The 21,440-nt window shown below is 67.3% G+C and carries 22 protein-coding genes and 1 pseudogene; 14 read left to right on the top strand and 9 right to left on the bottom strand.

Annotation, left to right across the window (positions count from 1 at the left end):
* Positions 1-32: 32 nt before the first annotated feature.
* The 8 genes and pseudogenes from MUN73_RS13080 to MUN73_RS13045 all read left to right on the top strand — a co-directional run bounded on the left by MUN73_RS13080 (position 33) and on the right by MUN73_RS13045 (position 8,500).
* Positions 33-1,895: a glycoside hydrolase family 2 protein gene (locus MUN73_RS13080; protein WP_250140936.1), complete on the top strand. Its 1,863-nt coding sequence runs from the start codon at positions 33-35 to the stop codon at positions 1,893-1,895.
* A gap of 313 nt (positions 1,896-2,208) precedes the next feature.
* Positions 2,209-3,090, top strand: coding sequence for a coiled-coil protein (locus tag MUN73_RS13075; protein ID WP_250140935.1), 882 nt, complete (start codon positions 2,209-2,211; stop codon positions 3,088-3,090).
* Between the two features lie 351 nt (positions 3,091-3,441).
* A complete protein-coding gene (locus MUN73_RS13070; RefSeq protein WP_250140934.1) occupies positions 3,442-4,740 on the top strand; it encodes a carboxylate--amine ligase in 1,299 nt (432 codons plus the stop codon).
* 89 nt (positions 4,741-4,829) lie between these two features.
* The gene (sppA, locus tag MUN73_RS13065; protein ID WP_250140933.1) at positions 4,830-5,837 is read left to right on the top strand and encodes a signal peptide peptidase SppA; all 1,008 of its coding nucleotides are present in this window, start codon (positions 4,830-4,832) and stop codon (positions 5,835-5,837) included.
* A 108-nt stretch (positions 5,838-5,945) separates the two neighbouring features.
* The gene (locus MUN73_RS13060) at positions 5,946-7,244 is read left to right on the top strand and encodes a DUF373 family protein (protein ID WP_250140932.1); all 1,299 of its coding nucleotides are present in this window, start codon (positions 5,946-5,948) and stop codon (positions 7,242-7,244) included.
* A 51-nt stretch (positions 7,245-7,295) separates the two neighbouring features.
* The gene (locus tag MUN73_RS13055; RefSeq protein ID WP_250140931.1) at positions 7,296-8,021 is read left to right on the top strand and encodes a diphthine--ammonia ligase; all 726 of its coding nucleotides are present in this window, start codon (positions 7,296-7,298) and stop codon (positions 8,019-8,021) included.
* 125 nt (positions 8,022-8,146) lie between these two features.
* Positions 8,147-8,269, top strand: a pseudogene (locus MUN73_RS13050) (diphthine--ammonia ligase); the annotation flags it as partial.
* Positions 8,270-8,500, top strand: a complete 231-nt coding sequence (locus tag MUN73_RS13045; protein ID WP_250140930.1) for a hypothetical protein — start codon at positions 8,270-8,272, stop codon at positions 8,498-8,500. It abuts the pseudogene before it with no gap.
* Between the two features lie 65 nt (positions 8,501-8,565).
* Here the strand turns inward: MUN73_RS13045 and MUN73_RS13040 are convergent, their stop codons facing one another.
* Both MUN73_RS13040 and MUN73_RS13035 read right to left on the bottom strand, forming a co-directional pair.
* Entirely contained in the window at positions 8,566-9,288 is a 723-nt protein-coding gene (locus MUN73_RS13040; RefSeq protein ID WP_250140929.1) for a hypothetical protein, read from the bottom strand.
* Positions 9,289-9,394: 106 nt separating this feature from the next.
* The gene (locus tag MUN73_RS13035) at positions 9,395-10,369 is read right to left on the bottom strand and encodes a nucleotidyltransferase family protein (protein ID WP_250140928.1); all 975 of its coding nucleotides are present in this window, start codon (positions 10,367-10,369) and stop codon (positions 9,395-9,397) included.
* Between the two features lie 224 nt (positions 10,370-10,593).
* Between MUN73_RS13035 and MUN73_RS13030 the strand changes: the two genes are divergently transcribed.
* Positions 10,594-10,884, top strand: a complete 291-nt coding sequence (locus MUN73_RS13030) for a transcriptional regulator (protein ID WP_250140927.1) — start codon at positions 10,594-10,596, stop codon at positions 10,882-10,884.
* 212 nt (positions 10,885-11,096) lie between these two features.
* On the top strand, positions 11,097-11,459 hold the full coding sequence (locus tag MUN73_RS13025) for a DUF7344 domain-containing protein (RefSeq protein WP_250140926.1): 363 nt from the start codon (positions 11,097-11,099) through the stop codon (positions 11,457-11,459).
* A 3-nt stretch (positions 11,460-11,462) separates the two neighbouring features.
* On the opposite strand, the gene MUN73_RS13020 is transcribed toward MUN73_RS13025, so the two are convergent.
* Both MUN73_RS13020 and MUN73_RS13015 read right to left on the bottom strand, forming a co-directional pair.
* Positions 11,463-11,882: a Rieske (2Fe-2S) protein gene (locus tag MUN73_RS13020; RefSeq protein ID WP_250140925.1), complete on the bottom strand. Its 420-nt coding sequence runs from the start codon at positions 11,880-11,882 to the stop codon at positions 11,463-11,465.
* 147 nt (positions 11,883-12,029) lie between these two features.
* Positions 12,030-12,461: a transposase gene (locus MUN73_RS13015; protein WP_250140924.1), complete on the bottom strand. Its 432-nt coding sequence runs from the start codon at positions 12,459-12,461 to the stop codon at positions 12,030-12,032.
* A gap of 1 nt (position 12,462) precedes the next feature.
* On the opposite strand from MUN73_RS13015, the gene MUN73_RS13010 reads away from it, so the two are divergent.
* The 4 genes from MUN73_RS13010 (at position 12,463) to MUN73_RS12995 (ending at position 16,305) form a co-directional block, all read left to right on the top strand.
* On the top strand, positions 12,463-13,326 hold the full coding sequence (locus MUN73_RS13010; protein WP_250140923.1) for a hypothetical protein: 864 nt from the start codon (positions 12,463-12,465) through the stop codon (positions 13,324-13,326).
* Positions 13,327-14,109 (top strand): DUF8168 family protein, encoded by a 783-nt coding sequence (locus MUN73_RS13005; RefSeq protein WP_250140922.1) that lies wholly within the window; start codon positions 13,327-13,329, stop codon positions 14,107-14,109.
* Positions 14,106-15,092, top strand: coding sequence for a hypothetical protein (locus tag MUN73_RS13000; RefSeq protein WP_250140921.1), 987 nt, complete (start codon positions 14,106-14,108; stop codon positions 15,090-15,092). Before MUN73_RS13005 ends, MUN73_RS13000 begins: the two co-directional genes overlap by 4 nt.
* Before the next feature lie 109 nt (positions 15,093-15,201).
* Positions 15,202-16,305, top strand: coding sequence for a saccharopine dehydrogenase family protein (locus MUN73_RS12995; protein ID WP_250140920.1), 1,104 nt, complete (start codon positions 15,202-15,204; stop codon positions 16,303-16,305).
* 38 nt (positions 16,306-16,343) lie between these two features.
* On the opposite strand, the gene MUN73_RS12990 is transcribed toward MUN73_RS12995, so the two are convergent.
* The 5 genes from MUN73_RS12990 to MUN73_RS12970 form a co-directional block, all read right to left on the bottom strand.
* Complete coding sequence (locus MUN73_RS12990; RefSeq protein ID WP_265339245.1) at positions 16,344-17,657, bottom strand: MATE family efflux transporter; 1,314 nt, start codon at positions 17,655-17,657, stop codon at positions 16,344-16,346.
* Between the two features lie 175 nt (positions 17,658-17,832).
* Positions 17,833-18,027 carry a hypothetical protein gene (locus MUN73_RS12985; RefSeq protein ID WP_250140918.1) on the bottom strand — a complete coding sequence of 65 codons (195 nt, stop codon included), beginning with the start codon at positions 18,025-18,027 and terminating at the stop codon, positions 17,833-17,835.
* Between the two features lie 89 nt (positions 18,028-18,116).
* A complete protein-coding gene (locus MUN73_RS12980; protein WP_250140917.1) occupies positions 18,117-18,998 on the bottom strand; it encodes an aminotransferase class IV in 882 nt (293 codons plus the stop codon).
* Positions 18,995-19,702 carry an anthranilate synthase component II gene (locus MUN73_RS12975; RefSeq protein WP_250140916.1) on the bottom strand — a complete coding sequence of 236 codons (708 nt, stop codon included), beginning with the start codon at positions 19,700-19,702 and terminating at the stop codon, positions 18,995-18,997. Before MUN73_RS12975 ends, MUN73_RS12980 begins: the two co-directional genes overlap by 4 nt.
* Positions 19,695-21,365 carry an anthranilate synthase component I family protein gene (locus MUN73_RS12970; RefSeq protein ID WP_250140915.1) on the bottom strand — a complete coding sequence of 557 codons (1,671 nt, stop codon included), beginning with the start codon at positions 21,363-21,365 and terminating at the stop codon, positions 19,695-19,697. Before MUN73_RS12970 ends, MUN73_RS12975 begins: the two co-directional genes overlap by 8 nt.
* Positions 21,366-21,440 lie beyond the last annotated feature (75 nt).

The following is a 21,440-nucleotide window of genomic DNA, read 5'->3' as shown; positions in this document are numbered from 1 at the left end:
GATTTTTACCCCCGGTTCACTCTACCGTGATAATGACTGACGGGTGGACGGGCGGGGTCGTCGAATCGATCGGAGCCGACGGGTCGCCCACCGTTGACGAGTGGCAGCCGGTCACCGTTCCCGGCCGGTCCGGCGCGTTCGCCGCCGATCGAGACGACGGAACGATCGCGTACCGGGCGACCGTCCCGGATCCGCGCGAGCGAGATATCGAACGGGCGCTCCTGGAACTTCGCGGGACGTACGGTCGGACGCGGGTCTGGATGAACGGGACCGAACTGGGCGAACACGAACCGCACTTCGTCCCGGCGCGGTTCGAGTTCGAGCCGGACGCCGAGAACGAACTGCTCGTCGTCTGCGAACCGCCGTCGTCGTTCGACGGGATCTACGGCACCGACGAGGTTCCGGCCGAGACGGCGATGCCCGGGATCTGGTGGGACGTGACCGTCGAATCCCGACCCCGGACGTTCTGCCGACGACTCGACGCGACGCCGCGGCTGGACGGTGACGGGGCCGCGATCGAGGTCGACCTCGAGATAGACGCCGGTGCGGCGCTCGACGACGCCGTCACGTTCTCGGTCCGCCCCGAGGGGTTCCGCGGCGGCGCCTCGATGGAGCGCACGCCGGTCACGGCGGCCGCCGGCGAGCGCGTGACCGTCTCGAAGACGATCGAGGTTCGCGACCCGTCGCTGTGGTGGCCGCGCGGACACGGCCCCCAGCGACGGTACACCGTGCGCGCGAAACTCGGCGGGGACGCCGTCGAGGAGACGGTCGGGTTCTGTCACGTTGAGCGCGACGACGACGGCCTGGTCGTCAACGGGACCCGGGTCCCCGCCCGCGGCTTCACGCGACTCCCCGGCGGCGATCCGGAGACCGACGTCGAGCGGGCGGTCGAGGCGAACGCGACGATCGTTCGCCCCCGCGCACACGTTCCGCCGCGGGAGTTCTACCGGGCCGCCGACGAGGCCGGACTCCTCGTCTGGCAGGACCTCCCGGCGATCGGCCCCGACCTCGACGTCGACCGCGGGACGACGCTCGCGACGACGCTCGCGGGGGAGTACGGCCACCACCCGAGTCTCGCGATGTACGGCGTCCAGGACCGGCCGACGGACCCGTTCGCCGACCCCCTCGGGACGGGGTTCCTCGCGAAGCTTCGACTCCGGTACCGGGTGTGGCAGACGGCGGTCGACCACGACGCGGCGAGAACGATCGCCGACGACTTCCCGGACGATCGGCCGGTCGTCCCCGTCACGGGCGCGCCGGGGACCGATCCCGACGCCGCCCACCTCGCGCCGGGCTGGCAGTACCTCGCGCCCGCGGACGTGGACTGGCTCCTCGATCGGTACCCGTCGTTCGGATCGATCGTCACCGGTTTCGGGGCCGGTTCGCTGACCGCGGACGTCGACCCCGAGACGGTGCCGGGGCTCGATCGGGCCGCTCCCGCCCGGCGGCCGAACGACGTCGAGGACTCCCAGCGCTACCAGACCCGGACGCTGAAGACCGTGACCGAGGCACTGCGCCGCCGGGGCTGTGGCGTCCTCACCGCGGCGACGCTTCGCGACCCGACGCCGGGTGGCGGGATGGGCGTCCTGGCCCAGGACGGCGAGCCGAAAGCGGCCTACGAGGCGATCGCGCTGTCGTTCGAACCCGTCCAGGCCGTCCTCGACGGGCCGCCGGAACCCGGCAGCGTCGGCATCACCCTCTGTAACGACACGACCGACGACCTCGAACCCACCGTCGGCTGGCGCGCCGGGACCGAGACCGGCGAGACGTCCGTCAGCGTCGGCCCGCTCGAAACCGCGAGTGCGGGAACGGCGAGGATTCCGGCCGACGCCGATCGGATCGACCTCGAGGTGTCGACGGCCGATCGAACGGTCCGTAACCGATACAGTTTATAAGCACCCGTTCTGCCTTGGTACAGTCCAACACGGGAGAACGGGACCCCTGCTAACGGTTTTCACGGGTTTCGTGACCGGTACATTTAAATTACAGGCGACAGTAGTTGGCAGTACCAGAACGCCACCGGGGCGCGTATCGCTCGACGATCGATGACAGGAAATCTTATTCACCGAGGTTTCGCAGATCGTAAGCGGTCGCTTTACACGGCCACACGTCTCCCGACGGAATCCGCTCGACCGACGGGTCGGGTTCTCGACGGCGACGGGCGGCCACTGCCCCGGTGCGGGTATGGCACAGAGGTTTGACTAACACATGGTAGACGAATCGAAAAACATCGAACTGACAGAAGACGACCTCGAAAACAAATCGAAAGGACAGCTCATCAAGATGGCCGGTCAACTCCGAGACCGGCGAAACGAACTGAACCAGATGGCGTCCGAGCGGGCGTCCAAACGCGACGAGCTCAACGCGAAGACTCGCGAAAAGGTCGACGAAGCCCAGGAGCACCGCGAGAAACGCGACGAGCTCAACGAGGACGTCCAGGAACACAAGGAAAAGCGCAACGAGCTCAACGCCGAGGCCAACGAGCTGTTCGACCGCGTCGAAGAGCTCAAATCGGACATGGAGCTCAACGAGGGCAAGGACCTGGAAGAACTCGAGGAGGAAATCGAGCAGCTCGAGTTCAAACAGCAGACCGAGGTCCTCTCCAGTGAAGAGGAGAAAGAGCTCATCGAGAAGATCGAGTCCAAGCGCGAGGAGTACGAGGAGCGCAAGCAGAAGCTCGATCAGAACGAGGACCTGGAAGAACTCGTCGAGGAAGCCGAGGAAGTCCGATCGGAAGCCTCCCAGCACCACCAGAAAGTCACGGAACTCGCGGACAAGGCCCAGGAACATCACAACCAGATGATCGAGGCCTACCGCGAGGCCGACGACATCCGTGACGAGGCCGACGAGATGCACGAGAAGTTCGTGGAGGCCCAGGAGGCCGCCGACCAGCACCACGAGGACTTCGTGCGCGTCCAGAAGCGCCTGCGCGAACTGGACAAGAAGGAAGAAGAGGAGCGCAAGTCCGAGCGCGACAAGAAGAAAGAGGAGGCCAAAGAAGAGGCCGAGGAGATCTATCAGAAGTTCAAGGAAGGCGAAACCCTCGACACCGAGGACCTGATGAAACTCCAGAAGACGGGACTGCTCTAGCTCGGTTCGTCCACCTGTGTCTCTGCCGTTTTCGCTTCCCTCGTGAGCGACCGCATCGTGAATCGTCGGCGCCTTCGAACTGGCTCGTCGCTTTCGCGACGCTTCCCCACCCGTTTCGACCCGTGTCCGCGATCGTATCGCGAGCCTACACGGCGACAGAGCCGAACGAAACGGCGGCTGGCGACGGTTTGCTATCGTCGTCACGAGCTGTGACGCGCGGCGGGAACGGGCTCCGTTCCGCCGCCCGTAGTCCGTTCCTACCGCACTGCGTTCGCGCCGGAATCGGCCGCCAGCGGGCCGACGCGAGTTAGTCTACTTATAATAATATCCTCGGACTCGTTTTCATCGACCATGTACGGAGAGAGGGACGACGCGAGCGTCCTCGTGCCGGGGATCGACGCCCCGAGCACGGTCGCCTGCCTGCGCTCGCTGCGTCCGCGCGGGGTCGGGACGATCGTCGGATCGGAGCGCGCGACGACACCGGCTGCCGCCTCGAGATACTGCGACGAGTTCGTCCAGTTACCCGATCCCGCGGCGGATCTGTCCGCGTACGGCGAGGCGCTGTTCTCGATCGCGGAGCGGTCCGACGTCCGGACGATCATCCCGGTTCGCGAAGAGGACATCTACGTCCTCGCGGCGAACAGGGCGGCGTTCGCCGATGTCGTCGCAACGCCGTGGCCGACGTTCGACACCCTCCGGCAGGTCCAGGACCGCGTCGACCTCTTCGCGGCCGCGGAGGCGGCGGGCGTGGCGACCCCCGAGACCACGTTGCTGTCGGAATGGACCGACTGGGAGCGCGAGACGATCGTCAAACCGCGGTACACGGTCGCCGCACCCGAGTATCTCGGCCCGGAGGCCGACTGCGAGATCGGGTCGACGGTCTACCGGACGCCCGGGAGTCCGCCGGAGGTCGCCGCCAGTATCGAACGGCACGGCCACGAGCCGCTCGTCCAGGAACTGGTCCCCGACTCGCGGGAGTACGGCTTCTTCGCCCTCTACGACCACGGTGAGCCGGTCGCGACGTTCCAGCACTGCCAGCACCGCGGCTGGGAGTACTGCGGCGGGCCGAGCGCGTACCGGGAGTCGGTCTCGATTCCCGAACTCGAGGACGCCGGCCGGTCCTTGCTCGACGAACTCGAGTGGCACGGCCTCGCGATGGTCGAGTTCCTGCGCGATCCCGAGACGGACGAATTCAAGCTGATGGAGATCAATCCCCGGTTCTGGTCGTCGCTTCCCTTCTCGGTCCGCGTCGGGGCCGATTTCCCGTACTACTACTGGCGGATGGCGATGGACGAACCGATCGAGCCGGGGCCGACCTACGCGGTCGGGGTCGGCGGCCACCTGCTCCGGGGCGAGGTGAGCTACCTGCACAGCATCCTCGCTGAGGAGTACCCGACGGTCGAGCGCCCCGCGTTCGGACCCGCACTCCGCGAGGTCGCGACCTCCATCGTTCGCGAACCGCGGTTCGACTACGCCGTCGCCGACGATCCGCGCCCGTTCCTCAGGGACGGGCTGAACGTCGCCCGGGACTGGTGGGACGGGTACGCGCGGCCGCGGCTGACCGGCGATTCCCGATCGGCCGAGGCGGCCGGTGGGGACGATCCGATCCGCGACGAACAGGACGCTGTCGAAACCGACGCGTCGCTGTAGGTCGTCGATCGACCGCTACGCCGTTCTCGGACCGGCAAGACTTAACGGGACCGCACCCCCAGCCACCGGTATGCACCGAGGTGTCTCCAGTGGTCAGTAGCGAGGGAATCGGCAGGCTGGTGATCGTACTCGCCGGCGGCGTCGCGTTCGCCGTGATCGGGTTCGCCCTCTTCGTGGCCTACCCGGCGACGCTCGCGGACCTCTTCGGGGTCATCGCCGCGCTCGTCGTCGTCGGGATCGGCCTCCGGATCGCGGGGTCGATCGCCGACTCGGAGTTCCCGGGGTACGACGTCGCCGAGGTCGCCGTCGAGGGGCCGATCACCCGCGACGGCGGCAGTGGGCCGCTTCCGTCGAGCCCGCGGGCGACGCCGGCAGACGACATCGTCGAGCAGATCGATCGAGCCGACGAGGACGAGAACGCACGGGCGCTGTTGCTGAAGCTCAACACGCCGGGGGGCGAGGTCGTCCCCAGCGACGACATCAAACTCGCCGCCGAGCGGTTCGACGGGCCGACGATCGCCTACACGACCGACGTCTGTGCCAGCGGCGGCTACTGGATCGCGAGCGGCTGTGACGAACTCTGGGCCCGCGACGCGAGCATCGTGGGCTCGATCGGCGTCATCGGCTCGCGGGTCAACGCGAGCGACCTCGCCGAGAAGGTGGGCCTCTCCTACGAGCGGTTCGCCGCGGGCGAGTACAAGGACGCCGGGACCGCGCTCAAGGAGATGGACGAGGACGAGCGCGCGTACCTGCAGGGGTTGATCGACGACTACTACGAGACGTTCGTCGAACGAGTCAGCGACGGCCGCGAACTCGATCCCGAAGAGATCCGCGAGACGGAAGCCCGAATCTACCTCGGCGAGACCGCCGCCGAGATGGGGCTGGTCGACCATCTCGGCACCCGTCGAGACCTCGAGAGCGAACTGGCCGATCGGCTCGACACCGACGAGGTGACCGTCGAGGAGTTCGAACCCGAACGGCCGCTGATGGCCCGCGTCGGGGCCGGTGCCCGCGGCGTCGCGTACGCGCTCGGTGCGGGAATCTCCGGTGCCGTGCTGGGTGACGAACGCGATCGCGAGTTCCGTCTGCGCACCTGACCGACTCCGAACGGGCCCTCGACCGTGACCGGCGGGGGAGACGCCGATCGGGCGCGGACGGGTGAACGAGTAAGTGGTTTTATCGTTGCACAGAATGGAACGCCTATCGTGACAACGCTGGTCGTCTGTCTCGACCGGACCGACGACGTCGGGCGCAAGACCGGTCTCCGGTCGCCCGTCGTCGGCTGGGAGGCAGTCCGCGCGCTCGTGACCGACGTCGGCCTCGCGGATCCGGAAGATTCGGGGGTCAACACCCTGCTCGAGACGCTCCGGGTCGCCCAGAGCCTCCGCGACGAGGACGAGGAGGTCGTCGTCGCCGTCGTCTCCGGTGACCGGGAGTCGATGGTCTCGGCCGATCGGGCCGTCGCACGCCAGCTCGACGACCTCATCGACGACCACGACCCCGACTCCGCCATCGTCGTCATCGACAGCGCGGACGACGAGCGCCTGGTGCCGATCGTCGAGAGCCGCGTCCAGGTCGATTCGGTCGATCGGGTGGTCGTCCGGCAGGCGCGCGACATCGAGTCGACCTACTACCTGCTCAAGCAGTTCCTCGCGGACGAGGAACTGCGCCAGACCGTGCTCGTGCCGATCGGGCTGACGCTACTGGTGTTCCCGATGCTCGCGGCCTTTGCCGGTCCCGCCGAGGGCGCGGCCGCGATCACCACTGTCATCGGGCTCTTCTTGCTCTACAAGGGATTCAACGTCGACGAGATCCTGACCGGGCTCGCCCACCAGGTCCGCGAATCGCTGTACTCCGGTCAGGTGTCGGTCGTCACCTACGTCGTCGCCGCCGGGCTGACGCTCATGGGCCTGTTCGCCGGCGGACTCGCCGTTTCGGGCCTCGAGAACCGGCCGGGCGTCCTGATCCCCGCGATGCAGTTCGCCTTCGACAGCGTCCCGTGGCTCGCGATGGCCGCCCTCACCGCGAGCGCCGGTCGCCTGCTCGACGAGATCATCGACGACGAACCGATCCGGAGTTCGTACCTCAACCTCCCGTTCATCGTCGTCGCCGTCGGACTGGTGGTCCGGGGCTTCTCCGCGTACTTCCTCGAAGACCAGGGCGTGATCGAACCGCTCGTCGTCCCGGCGATCGAGCAGGGCGTGCTCTCGGTCGACAGTTTCACGGTGACTGCGGGCGAGCGGCTGGCGCTGTTCGTCGTCACCGCGATCGCGGTGAGTCTCGTCGGCGCGCAGGTCGCGTCGCACTTCAGCCGAACCGTCGAGAGCGGCGAGGTGACCGACGGCGGCGAGGCCGGCTCCGAACTCACCGATGGCGGTCCGACGGCCGACTACCCGACGCGCCCGCCGGCCAACACCGCGACTCGCGACGACGACCCCGAATCCGATCGGCAGGACGCGAACACCGGTACCGACGCCGATCGGCCGGATGGCCGAGAGGAGTGACGCGCCGGCCCGACTCGGCACTCCTTTATCACTGAGCCCCCAGTCACCACCATGAGCGAGACAGACGGCGCGTGGGTCAGTCTCTTCTCGGGCGGCAAGGACTCCGCGTGGGCGCTGTACCGGGCGCTCGAACGGGGGCTCGACGTTCGGCGACTCGTCACCGTCCACCCGACCGGTGACTCCTACATGTACCACGTCCCGGCGACCGACCTGGCCGGGCTGGCGGCCGAGAGCATCGGCATTCCGCTGGTCGACGTCGAACCCGACGACTTCGACGCCGAGTCGACGATCGACGCGAGCGCCCAGGGCGACGACGAACTCGAGCCCCTGGAGGCGGCGCTCGCGGCCCTCGACGACGACCTCGCGGGCGGCATCGCCGGCGTCACCGCAGGGGCCGTCGAGAGCGAGTACCAGACGAACCGGATCGAGGCCATGTGCGATCGGCTCGGCTGTGACCTCTTCGCGCCCCTCTGGCAGGAGGATCCCCGAGAACTCGCCGACGCGATGCTCGACGCGGGGTTCGACATCCGGATCATCCGGGTCGCCGCCCACGGGCTCGACGAGTCGTGGCTCGGCCGGCGACTCGATCGCGAGGCGCTCGCCGACCTCGAACGGCTCAACGAGGAGTACGGCGTCCACATCCTGGGGGAAGGCGGCGAGTTCGAGACGCTGGTCGTCGACGGCCCGCACATGGATCGGGCGATCGATCTCGAGTACGAACCCGAGTGGGAGGGAACGCGGGGGACGATTCGGGTGACGGACGCTCGGCTGGAGTGACCAGCTGTCGTACCGCGAGTGAGCGAGCATGCGGCGCAAAGCGCCGCAGTGACGCGATCGAGCGGCGTTTTTTGGTCCAGATTTTTTGCGGGAGTGGTCGGCTTCGCCGACCCGAGCGCAAAAAAGGTGGTTCTGAGACGCTGGTCGTCGACGGCCCGCACATGGATCGGGCGATCGATCTCGAGTACGAACCCGAGTGGGAGGGGACCCGGGGGACGATCCGGATCACGGACGCGAAGCTGGGGTGAGTGGATTCCGGCCGGTCGACCGGACCAGCCCGTTCTCCCGACCGATCGACGATCCTCGTCGAGGCCGAACTGGCGCGAGCGATCGAGCGCCTCGAGATCACGAAAGTCGAGACGCTGCTCGAACTCGCCGATCGGATGGAGCTACCGAACGAGGTCGTCGAACAGCTGGAGACGGCGAAGACGGAGATGGAAACTGGGCTCGATCGAGCGCAGGAACTGACCGCGATCTAGAGTAGCAACTGAAACGAGTTACACACTGGTCGCAACGCTGTCCTGCGATCAGGTGTCATTGACTTTCAGTTGCTACTATAGGGTGACGGGAGGGCGACACCGCTGGCCTCGAGCACCGCCTCGCGGTCGTCCGGTTCGGTGAACGTCCACCACGCGATCCGATCGATCTCGAGCGGGCTGTAGTGCGTCCGGTACGCGAGCCACTCGCCGGCGGCGATCGTGTGCAGCGCCGTCGCGGTCGAGAGCGGTGCGGACGGGAGGTCGTCGGCGAGGGCGTCGACGAGGTGGCGAAGTTCCGGATCCGGCCGGACCGTGTCGACGCCCGCGAGCTGTCTGAGGTACTGGAACGTCGCGGGGCCGACGCCGGAGATGGAGCCGATCGGGTCCGCCTCGTAGCGGTAGTGGTCCGCGGTCGCCGCCCAGGCCTGCAACGCCGCGAGGTCGTCGTCTTCGGGCCGATCGGCGAGGACCGACGCGGTCTCGAGGAGGACGTGGCGCTTGCGCTGTGCCCCGAACGCCGCGACGAGGTCGTCGTCGGCGAGGTCGATCGCGGCGAGGTCGGCGAAGCGAGTCACGCGATCCGTTTCGACGAACGCGTCGCGAAACCGTTCGACGCTCGGCACGATCCCGCCGACGAAGCGCTGGCCGGTCGTCGAGGCAGCGGCTTCCGCGACCAGTAATAGCGGGTCGGAGCCGGTCCACCGATCGAGCGATCGGTACGCGTCGGCGAGGGCCCGGACGGGCGTCCCGTCCGCGTATCGATCGAGGACCGCCTGTGGGGTCGTCATAGCCGACTGTTCCAGCCATCACACGGGAGATATAAAGCTGTACTGCCGCCCGGGACCGGGCGCGGCGATCGATACCGCGGCTCGGACCCGGTGTGCAGGCGCGGCGTCACCGGGGCGAGCCGTTCGTGATCGTCGTGTGGGCCCCGATCAGCGCCCCCGCGAGGTCGAGGTCCTCGAGGTGGGTCCCCTCGTCGATGATCGAGCGGCGGATGTCGGCGTTGCGGACCGTCGCCCCGGGGAAGATCACCGCGTGGTCGAGGTTCGTGTTCTCCAGGGTGACCTCGTCCATCACGTGGACGTTGTCGCCGATCGTGGCGTCCTCGAGAGATGCGGAGTCGTCGACGAGCGACTCGCCGTCCAGTTGCCACGCGACGGCGTCGAGGTAGCTCTCGGGGGTGCCGATGTCGAACCACGCGCCCTCGAAGGTGTAGGCGTAGGTCGGCTCCCGGTCCTGGAGCCACTGGACGAACCAGCCTGGCTCGTCGGGGTTATTCCCCTCCTCGAGGTAGGTCGGGAGGAGGTCGAGGGACTCCCGGGGGAACGCGTAACAGGCGATCGAGACGAGCGTGCTGTTCGGGTCGTCGGGCTTCTCCTGGAAGTCGACGACGCGATCGTCCTCGAGTTCGACGAGGCCGTACGATTTTGCCTTCTCGCGGGAGCCGACGTCGTAGGCGGCGAGCGTCGGTGCGGCGTTCGCCTCGAAGTCGTCGAGGAAGTCGGCGACGTCGAAACTGATCAGGTTGTCGCCGGCGATCACCAGCAGGTCGTCGTCGACGTTCTCGCGATCGATCAACTGGGCGAGCGCGCCGACGACGCCGAACTTGTCGTCTTCCGCGGTCGTCTCTTCGATCGAGAGCTGCGGTTTTGCGAACTCGCTGTCGGCGAGGTGGGCCTCGAAATCGGGCGCGAACCGCTCGTTCGTGCTCACGTAGACCTCGTCGATCCGCTCGTCGGCCTCGAGTTCGGCGAAGATGCGATCGACGACGGTCGAGTCGCCGATCGGGAGGAACATCTTGGGCCGATGTTTCGTGATCGGCCACATTCGCGTCGCGTATCCGCCAGCAAGAACGACGGCCTTCATGCGCCTCGATTCACCCGCTGGATGTAAGTCACTTACCCTTTCTCGAGTCGCCACGCGCCGGGTGGCCGTGAGTGCCGACGGGCTCACGTTCCGTCGCCGGTGACTGCCGAAGAGCGATAGTAACAACTGAAAGTCACTGCACACCTGCTCGCAGGACGGCGTCGCGATCAGTGTGTGCATCGTTTCAGTTGCTACTATAACACCCAGTAGCGAAACACTCGTGTATGCGCGAGGCCGACGAAACGACCCGACAGCGACTCGCCGACGCCCTCCGTGCCGAGCCGGCGACGCCGAACGAACTGGCCGCGCGGCTCGATCTGACGCCACAGGCGGTGCTCGACCACGTCGAACACGTCGCCCGATCGATCGAGGGGACCGACGAGCAGTTCCTCGTCGCCCCGCCGGCCTGCCGCGAGTGTGGCTTCGACGACTTCGACGACCTGCTGAACCGCCCCTCGCGGTGTCCCGACTGCAAGAGCGAGAGCGTCGACGAACCGACGCTGACGATCGAGTGACGGCCACTCGCGGTCCGAACGCCGACAGTCCCGGTCCCGACCGACTCGTATCGCTGGTGGTCCGGGCGGATCTCAACCCGATTCGACACGCATATTTACCGGCGAGTCGAGAACCCGATACGAACCCGCGAGCGATCGGCGACCGCATCTCGTCCCACCGGCCACGTCTCGTCTCAAGCCACGGTCGCCCACGACTCCCGGGGAGAATACGAATGACTGCCTCGTCCCATCCCGAGTCCGACTGTGTCGATCTCGTGCTCTCGGTCCTCGACTGGCTCGATACGCAGGAGACGTCGCCAGACGCAGTCGACGACGCCTTCTCGCTCCTCGCCAGCCGTCGTCGTCGCCTGCTGCTCGAGGTGATGGCCACCTACGGCGAGGAGCTCACCCTCCCCGACGCCGCCGAGGAGGTCGCCGTCCGGGAAACCGGCCGGAAGGTACGGGAACTCTCCGCCGAGGAGGTCGCCGACGTCTACATCTCGCTGTATCACGACCACCTCCCGCGACTGGTCGACGCCGGCCTGCTCGAGTACGATCAGGAACGCGACCTCGTCTCCCCGGCCGCCGTTCGGTAGGCCTCAAAATTCGACGTTCGACGTCGAGGTGCGATCGGCGTCGTCGGTTTCGATCGGGCCAGGTCCGACGAACTCGTAAGCCTCGTCGGTCAGGTAGACGACGCCGTCGTCGACGGCGACGTCGATCGCCGTGAGATACGCGCCTTCACACGGGCCGAAGGTACACTGTCCGGAGTCGGCGTCGAAGTACGCCCCGTGGTTGGCACAGACGATCTCGCCGTCGCGCATCGGTGCGCCCGATCCCTTGTCCAGATTGATGTGTGTGAAGTGCTGGCAGTAGTTGAGCCAGCACGCGACGTCGTCGGTGCCATCCCTGACGAGGATCGCCTCCCGTTCGTCGTCGTTCCCGTTCCGGACGCGAAAGCAAAACGTGGAGGAGTCGGGAACGTCCGAAAGCGATGTGATCCGGTCTGTGGCCGCCATCGGCCCTCGATTACGCGCCACCCGTGGTGAACATTTCGGTACGCCGGACCGTCCCGTGTCGGGGCCGCTCGTCTGCCGACCCTTTAACAGTAGTTGGCAATGTAGGTGATGTTATTCAGCTCGAGGGGTGAGTGGAAACGAACTCTTTCAGACGCTGAACTTCAAGTAAAAATCGCTCTGAATCATCTCGATGAATTCTGATAACTCTCCCTCGGGAACTTCCCCAATTTCGAGTGACGCCGGGTCATCAATCATGTTACTCAGGAACACGACCGTCTTCCAGTATTTCCCGTCCTCGCTGAGGTCGTGATCGTCGTCCCGGTCGGCACCAATCGCGTTCGCCACCGTCCACATGTTGTACAGCAGCACCGCGTAGCCGAACAGGAACAGCCGGTGTTCAATCTGACTCGAACCCGACTGTGGCAGAAACCGATTCTTGATTACTCGACATGAGGTCTCTACCCCCCATCTACTACGGAACTTTTCTGCCAGCACCTCCGCGCCGTTTCGCTCCGCCCTGAAGAACGCACTCGATACTCGCTGACCTTTAAACGTGATCAGGTCACGAAACTGGGCCACCATGATTGAAGACATCGATTGCGACGTATTCGTGCGAATCCAGACCGACTTACTGGTAGTCGGTGACAGCATCATGACTGACAGACACCACGCCTCGAACGGTAACTACGAGGACACCGATCCACAAAACCAGATCGGCGGGATCATTCCGGCGTTTCCTCTTTCTGGGTGGCTTCGCCATGGGATGGAGCGCGTTGTCCACGAGTACGACGGCACCGCCTGCCACCCCGGCGAGTCCAACGCGAACTTCATGAAAGACGGCGTCTACGAGCGTGATCTCGATGACGGCTACCACGAGAAGGGTGCGTGCGTCGATGACCCAAAAGAGAATGACGGATGTGTGGTCTTCGACCTCTTCGGTGGCTTCGGCAACCAGCCGGGAAAGGTGATGCGTCGCCCGATCAAATTTAACCCCGTCCGCTCCAGCGTGGACTACACGCGCGGACAGGCCGAAGGCCACTACCGCCGGCTCAACCGGAACGTCGTTTCTCGGAATCGTGAAGATAACCGCGAACCGCTTCGGAACGCAGAAATCGACGCCGTGGCGAATCTGGACGGCTGCTGGCATCTCTCACTCCGGGAGACGAAGCCCGAGTTCATCGGTCTGCTCGCGGAGGGGATCGACTTCCTGGATGGGCACCAGACGGACTTCATGCACCAGCTCGGTGGTGCTCGCAACTTCGGCGCGGGGATCGTCGATTGCCACTTCATCAATCCGCTGTACGAAGAGCGCGAACTGAAGCGCGTCTTCGACCGCGGGAAGGGCAACACGAACAAGATGGGCGAGAAAGACGAACAGTGGGCCAAGGAGTACCGTCCGGTGTTCGTGGAGGCGCTGGAAGAGCGCATCGCGGAGGGGCCGTAGATGGGCGAGAACGTCACCCTCAGCGACTTCCAGAGCGACGGCGGCCAGGACGTGATGGTCGCGGCCTACCGCCACGACGCCCACAAGCTCAATGGCGAGACGCATGACTACGCCCCGGACACCTTTCACGGCGTCCCGGTGAACCGGACCGTCCCGCACGGCGCGGACGGCGACGCGTCGGCGCTCTCACGGCCCAACGGGAAGCCCGAACAGACAGTGGATAACCACGAGACGCACTACCGGCTCTCGCTGCTGACGGGCACCTCTCACTACGACTCCGAGGAGCTCTCACGCCCGCGTCTCTCTGAGGCCATCACCGACCTGCTGACGGGCTCCGACCCCGAGGCGATGCATCGGGCGTGGCTCACGTCGGACGTTGCGAGCGGCTTCAACGAGAGCATCTACTACCCGTACACCAGCCTGAAGTACCACACGCTGCTCGTGGCGGCGCTCTTGGACAACTACCGCGTCGGTCACGAGTTCGCCGATCTCCTCCTGGTCGTGGACGACACCGAGGAGGTCGTGCCTCACCGGACGGTCTACGCGGGCGACCGCTTCGCGCTTCGAATCGACGAGAGCGGGGACTGGAACCCGTGGGCGCGCCTTGGAAGCCGCCCGTGGCGGTCGTGGGCGTCGGCGTGGAAGCGCCTCACCGAACACCCGCTCGATGTCAACCACGACAAGCACGACATGGTACTCGACGCGAACCTCCGGCGAATCTGGAGTTGGAGCACCGCGCTCCAGTACATCGAGGATCTCGAAACCCGAAGGGAGAACGCGTGACCCGCATCCAGCAGATTCATTGGGAACTCGACATGGACTACCTCGGCCACCCGTACTACGTCTCGGGGAACGCGATCTACCACGCGCTCGGGATGCAGCTGGAGCATGACGTCCACCGGCATATCAACGCCAGTCACGGGATGTTCGTCCCCGGTCAGTTTGGAACGTTCCCCGAAGAGCACTCACAGAGCGGAATTCGCCCGTACATGGGGTCGTCGCTTCCCGACGTGGAGAGCTACGACGACCTGTTCCTCTTCCGGTGCCCCGACAATCCGTGGCTACTCGATACCCGACCCCGCGACGGGCTGAACGCCCACGACATCCGGTTCCAGAGCGGAATGCCCGCGCTGGCTCACGAGACGATCATGGGCCGGCCCGACGACGCTCGGAAACAACAGCAGACCACGCGCTGGTACGTGAACGCCTACTTGCACGCCGATAACCCGGACGTTCTGCCTCTCGGTGAGGACAGCGTGGCGGCCTCGCCGCCACGGAATAGGTGGTCGGTGAACGCCGACCACCCGCTTGACGGCCACCAGTTCGGCGGTAAACGGAACTACGGCTACGGGACGACCACGCTGATAGACACGCAGGTCGTTGACTTGGAGTCGCTGGACTACTCGCGTCTCGAAGACGGCGAGGAGTTCATCCTCGAACTCGTGACACCGTTCGTCCTCCGGTCGGAGTACCCGAAGGCGAACAACGTGGACGTCCCCTGGTGGTGGAGCGTAGACGACGAAGCGCAACTCCGGAAGCGGCTGGAGAAGGTCATCGAGGGCGGAGATGTCTACGAGTTGGAGACCGTCGATCACGGCGTGGTCGTCGGCTACGACGGCGACCGCCCGGTAGAGACTGCAATGTCCGGCCTCACCCGCGTCGGGAACCACTCGAAGTACGGCTTCGGAGAGCTTCGAGTGAAGCCAGTCATTCCAGATGGAACTAATATCAAGAAACAGATAGAAAAGCCGAAGTCGGAGCACTGACAAACGAACAATGACCGGCAAGGATTCCACAGTGTCCAGGTCGGTCAGACTGAATAAAGTAAATCACATTACCAACAACTGTTAACATCCCCAGCGACCAACGCCAGCTATGGACTCCCTCCTCGTCTACGGGTCGTACGGCTACACCGGTCGGCTGGTAGCGCGCGAAGCCGTCGCACGAGGAGGGTCGCCCGTCGTCGCCGGTCGGGACGGACGGCAGGTACGCCGACAGGCCGACGAACTCGGCGTCGAGGCCCGGACCTTCGACCTCGCTGGCGACGTCGCCGCCAGGATCGACAGCTTCGACGCGGTGTTGAACTGCGCGGGCCCGTTCGCCGAGACGGCCGATCCGCTGCTCGAGGCCTGTCTCGCCACCGGGACGGACTACCTCGACATCACCGGCGAGTTCCCCGTGTTCGAACGGCTCCGCCAGCACGACGCGGACGCCCGCGAGGCGGGGATCACGGTCCTGCCCGGCGTCGGCTTCGACGTCGTCCCCTCGGACTGTCTGGCCGCCGTCCTCCACGACCAGGTGCCGGCGGCCGACGAACTCACGCTGGCGATCAGCGGCTCCGTCTCCGTTTCCCGCGGAACGGCCCGGACGATCCTCGACCTGCTCGGGAACGGCGTCGTCCGTCGAAACGGCCGCCTCGTCGAGGTTCCGGCGGCGTTCCGGACCCGCGAGATCGACTTCGGAGACGGTCCCGAACCCGCCGTCACGGCTCCATGGGGCGACGTCGTCACCGCAGCGCACAGCACCGGCGTCGAGTCGATCGCGGTGTACGTCGCCGTCCCGCCCGCCGCGAGACGGGCGCTGGGACTGGCGACCGCGCTCGGCTGGCTGGTCGATCGGCGGCCGATCGAGCGAGCCCTCGAGTGGGCGATCGACGCCGCCGTCGACGGCCCGAGCGAACGGGACCTGGCGACCGACACCGCAGTGGTCTGGGGCGAGGTCCGGGACACGGAGACCGGGCGGACCGCCCGCGGCCGACTGGGGACGCCGAACCCCTACGCGCTGACGGCCGAATCCGCGGTGAGCGCGGCCGAGCGGGTCCTCGACGGCGAGGGCCGCGTCCCGAAGGGATTCCAGACCCCGGCGACCGCACTGGGCACCGATTTCGCGCTCGACCTCGCGGGGACGGACCTGGAACTGCTCGACGTCCCCACCGATTCGAGCGAGGGACTCCGATCGGCACCCGAGTCCAGGGACTGACGCGGGGCCCAGTCGGACGGTCCCGACGTTTCCCTCCGTCAGTCCTCGCCGGGCGTACTGCCGCGCTCGTCCATCATCGCCTGCGTACGGTCGACCCAGCCACCCCGGTAGTAGCCGAGGACGACGTAGCACGTGGCCCAGACGTAGTAGACGACGATCGACGCGTACACCGCCGGCACGCCGTAGCCGAGCGCGATGCCGCCCACGGCCGAGACGCCGAGCATCCCGACGAACATGCCCGTGACCCGGGCGACGAACGGCGTCCGCGTGTCGCTCCCGCTCGTGAGCGCGCCCGCGAGAACGATGTACAGCGCGGTGACCGGTGCCGCGAGCGCGTAGGCGCGAGCGAAGCCGGCCGCGGCGGACAGCGTCTCCGGATCGTCGGTGAAGAGGGAGACGAGCGGCTCGGCACCGACGAAGAGGACGACGCCGAGCGAACCGACTGTTAGGACCCCGAGTGCGGCCGCGGCCCAGCCGTCGTACCGCGCCCCCGCCGGGTCGCCGTCGCCGAGCGTCTGGCCGACGACGATGCTCGTCCCGGTGCGATACCCCCGCGACAGCGGGCCGGTAAGTTGCTGGTAGACGCGCCTGCCGATCTGGTAGCCGGCGTTGACCTCCGTCCCGAAGACCAGCAGGATCGAGTTGAACGGGAACTCGATCGCCGTCGTCACCAGCCCCTCGGCGATCCGCGGGGCGCTGATCGCGAGCAACTGCCTGGTGATCGTCCACTGGCGCGGCCGGACGAACCCGGCGGGCGTCCACGGTCCCCAGATCGCACCGGCGAGCACGACCGCGGAGAAGACGTTGCCGAACGCGGTCGCGATGCCGACGCCGAGGATGTGGAGTCGCGGGGCCGGACCGAGCCCCAACCCGAGGACCAGCGTCCCGACGATGTTGAGCGTGTTCGAGACGCCGTTGACGTACATCGGCGTCCGCGTGTCGCCGGCCCCCTGGATCGATCGCGCGGCGACGAGCGTGACGTGTCTGGCCGGGCTGGTCGCGAAGATGACCGCGAGGTAGAGCCCGCCCATGCGGGCGACGTCCGTCTCGGCCCCCAGGATCGCGATCGCCCACCGGCCGAAGAGAACGCCGAACAGGACGAACGGGAGCCCGGCGACCGCGCCGATCAGGATCGCCTGCGTGATCGCCTCGTCCCGGTTCGCGGTCGCGCCGCTGCCCGTATCCTGGCTCGAGAGGGCGATCACCCCGCTACCGAGACCGAGCCCGATGCGAAGCGGCAATCGGGCGTACAGGTCGGCGAGGCCGACGGCGGCGACCGCTGCGGGCGAGAACAGCCCCGTGACGACGACGTCCGTCGTCCGCATCAGCGTCCGGAGGAACTGCTCGACCATCACCGGCCACGAGAGGTCGAACACCCGCCGCCAGACGTCGAACAGCCGTCGTCGTTCTCCGGAGAACACGGCCCGAAATCGGACGGTGTGCCGCTTGAACCTGTTGGAGGCGGCACCCCAGAAATGGACCGATCGATCGGCGGCCAGCCGGTGTTGCGATCGGCACGATTTCGACCTACGGGGACCCGGGCTCCGATCGAAGCGTCCGGTACAGTCGTGGCCCCTCCCTGACGATCCAGACGAGCCCCAGGATCACGCAGAGCACTCCGAAGAGCCGGCTTCCCGCAACGACGAAGACGTACGGGCCGCTGAGGACGAGCAAGACGCCGCCGAGGAGCCGAAACGCGCTCCAGAACGTCGGACTGGGCATACGGGACGAGGGGCGTACGGGACCTTAACGGTACGGGAGTGGCGGCCGGACCGGCCGCCGATCGCGCGTACGACGGCCGCAGGCCGCGATCACTCGTAACACGTCCGCTCGACGCGCTCGTCGTACAGCCGCGACAGCCGATCGGTGACGGGGCCGCCGCCGATCGCGCCCCCGTCGAGGGACGCGATCGGCCGTAGCTCCCAGGTACGGTTCGTGAGGAAGGCCTCGTCGGCCGCGCGCACGTCCGCGACTGCGTAGGCCCCTTCTTGAACCGGAATCCCGGCCTCGGCGGCCAGTTCCCGGACGATCGCACGGGTGATCCCCGGCAGGACGGGGCCGTCCGTCGTCGGTGTGTGGAGCGTTCCCTCGCGAACGAACCAGAGGTTGCTCGTGGCCCCTTCCGCCACGTTCCCGTCGAGATCACGGACGAGGGCCTCGTCCGCGTCGGTCCCGCGGAGTTCGGCCCGCGCGAGGATCCCGTTCAGGTAGTTGTGCGTCTTTGCGGCCGCCGGGATCGCCGCGTCGGGGATCCGGCGCGTCTCGACGGTCCGGACCGTTGCCGGTTCGTCCCAGACCGACTCGCCCGCGGTGCCGCCGCGGGGGAGCGGCGTGACGTAGATCACGACCGTCGGGTCGACCTCGGGCCGTGGGTCGAGTTTGCCGGGCTGGATCCCCCGGGTGATCGAGAGTCGAACGTACGCGTCTTCCAGCCCGTTCGCCGCGAGGGTCTCGTCGATCCGCGCGCGCAGGTCGTCGGCCGAGAGTCCGTGATCGAGCGACAGCGCCTCGCAGGTCCGGGCGAGCCGATCGGCGTGGGCGTCCCACGCGAAGATCGTCCCGCCGTAGGCCCGGCAGGTCTCGAAGGCGGCGTCGCCGTAGCGAAAGCCCCGATCGTCGACGCTGACTGTCGCCTCGCTCGCGGGCACGAGATCGCCGTCGACGTGGTACAGGAGGGGATCGCTCTCGGTCATCGTCGCTCTCCCTCCGGCCGTCGCCGCTGGTGGTCGGCGGCCAGTTCGCAGAAGTTCCCGATCAGTCGTTTGCCGATCGCGAGCGAGATGCCGTTCCCGGCCGGGTCACCGTCCCCATCCGCGGTTCCGCTCACGTCCGCGTCGCATCCCTCGTCGTGGGTCCGCGTGAGGATGCTCTCGGGGTGGAACTGGACCCCCACGTGGGGCTTCTCTCGGTGTCGAACCGCCATCAGCACCCCGCGCTCGTCGGTCGTCTGCGCCGTCTCGACGAGCGAGGGCGGCAGGTCGGCCCGCTCGATCGCGAGCGAGTGGTAGCGGCCGACCTGGAACTCCGCCGGCAGATCCGCGAAGATCCCCTCACCGTCGTGGCTGACCGCCGAGGGCTTCCCGTGGACCACCTCGGGCGCGTGGACGACCGGCGCGCCGTGTGCCGCACACAGGGCCTGGTGGCCGAGACACACCCCGAGAATCGGATACTCGGTCTCGGCGAACAGCGGGATCGAGATCCCGGCCGCCGCGGGCGTCCCCGGTCCCGGCGAGACGACGATCCCCGTCGGGTCGATCGCCGCGAGATCCGCGAGGTCGATCGCGTCGTTGCGTCGGACGATCACCTCGTCGGCGATCTCGCCGACGTACTGGACGAGGTTGTAGACGAACGAGTCGTAGTTGTCGACCACGAGGATTCGAGTCGGGGCGTCAGTCACCGGACTCGCCCCCGTCTTCGCCGGCCTGCTCCGGTTCCGATTCGCCGACGGCCTCGAGTTCCAGTTCGGCCCGCTCGCCCAGCGCCTCGTCGACGGCCGTGATCAGCGCGCGGGCCTTGTCGAGGGTCTCGTCGTACTCCCGATCGGGATCGGAGTCGTGGACGATCCCCGCACCGACCCGGAGGTGGTACTCGTCGGCCTGGCGGACGAGCGTCCGAATGACGATGTTCAGCGTCGCACGACCGTCGAAGCCGAAGATCCCGACGCTTCCCGTGTACGGGCCGCGACGGGTCGCCTCGAGTTCGTCGATGATCTCCATCGTCCGCGGCTTCGGGGCCCCGGTGATCGTCCCGCCGGGAAACACCGCCGCGATCGCATCGGCGAGCGTTTCGTCCGGCCGGAGTCGCCCCGTGACGTTCGAGACGAGATGCATGACTTCGGCGTAGCGATCGATCCGGCGGTACTCCTCGACCGCAACGGAGCCGTACTCACAGACCTTCCCGAGATCGTTTCGCTCGAGATCGACCAGCATCGCGTGTTCCGCGCGCTCCTTCTCGTCGGTTCGGAGGTCGGCCTCGAGTTCGGCGTCCGCCTCGGGGGTCGCCCCGCGCGGACGGGTGCCCGCGATCGGCTCCGTCCGGACGAAGCCGCCGTCGCGCTCTCGCCATCCGCCCGGGGACGCCGCGAAGCGTCGCTCCTCGCACTCGAGCAGTAGTTCCGGACTCGCGCTCACCAGGTCGACCGCCCGGAACTCGAGCAGACAGGAGTAGGGTGCCGGGTTCACACGCCGCACGGCGTCGTAGGCGGCGACCGGGTGGACCGCGGCGGGCGCGGTCAACCGCTGGGAGACGTTCGCCTGGAAGGTGTCACCGTCCCGGACGTACGCCTTCGCCCGCCGGACCCGGTCGGCGAACGCCGTCCGCCCGCAGTCGCTCTCGAACGTCGCTTCCCGGGTTGCGACCGGTGGCTCGCCGATCGCCGGATCGCCGTCGACGACGGCTCGCGCGAGAGCGAGCGCACGCTCCCGGCCGCGATCGTAGATAGCGGCGATGGCGTCCTCGTCGGCCGCAGTTCCGTCGCCGGCGTCGTCCGCCGTGGCCCCGTCGTCGGGGCTCGCATCGACACGCGGACAGGCCGTTATCCGCAGCGTCGCGTCGCCGCCCGTCGGTCCCTCCCAGGCCGCCAGCCGATCGAAGACGGCCACCTCGAGCCGCGGGAGGCTTCGATCGTCGACGGCGGATTCGGGAAGCGACTCCAGTTCGCGGGCGACGTCGTACGAGAGCCAGCCCACCGCCCCGCAGGGATAGGGCACGTCGCAGTCGCCGCGGGCGAGCCGATCGCCGTCGAGGAGTCCCTCCAGGGCGGCCAGCGTCGGCGACTCGTCGCCGGCGGTTCGCGGTACTGCATCTGGGCCGACGGTGAGCCGATCGACCGGGTCGACGCCGAAGTACCCCCAGCCGGGCTGGCCGCCGGTCGTCTCGAGGAACGCACCCCCGCCGTCCGATCGGGCCCGGCGGTAGGCGAGAAACGGATCGGGGACGGTGACCCGGACCTCGATCGGGACCCGGAGTCCGCTGCGAGTCGTCGACTCGTCGGCGACGTTGCGCTCCCGAACGACGGCGCGAAACGCGTCGAGCGTGGTGACGACCCGCGGATCGCTCATGTGTCCGGAGAAGGGCCGGGTGACTAATCTTCTTGCGATTTCGGAGACGAAAATCCGGCGATCAGCGGGTGGTCG

It is taken from the genome of Halosolutus amylolyticus (assembly GCF_023566055.1).
GTDB lineage: Archaea > Halobacteriota > Halobacteria > Halobacteriales > Natrialbaceae > Halosolutus > Halosolutus amylolyticus.
The sequence above is the reverse complement of the archived record's forward strand: the minus strand, read 5'-3'. Positions and strand labels throughout refer to the sequence as shown.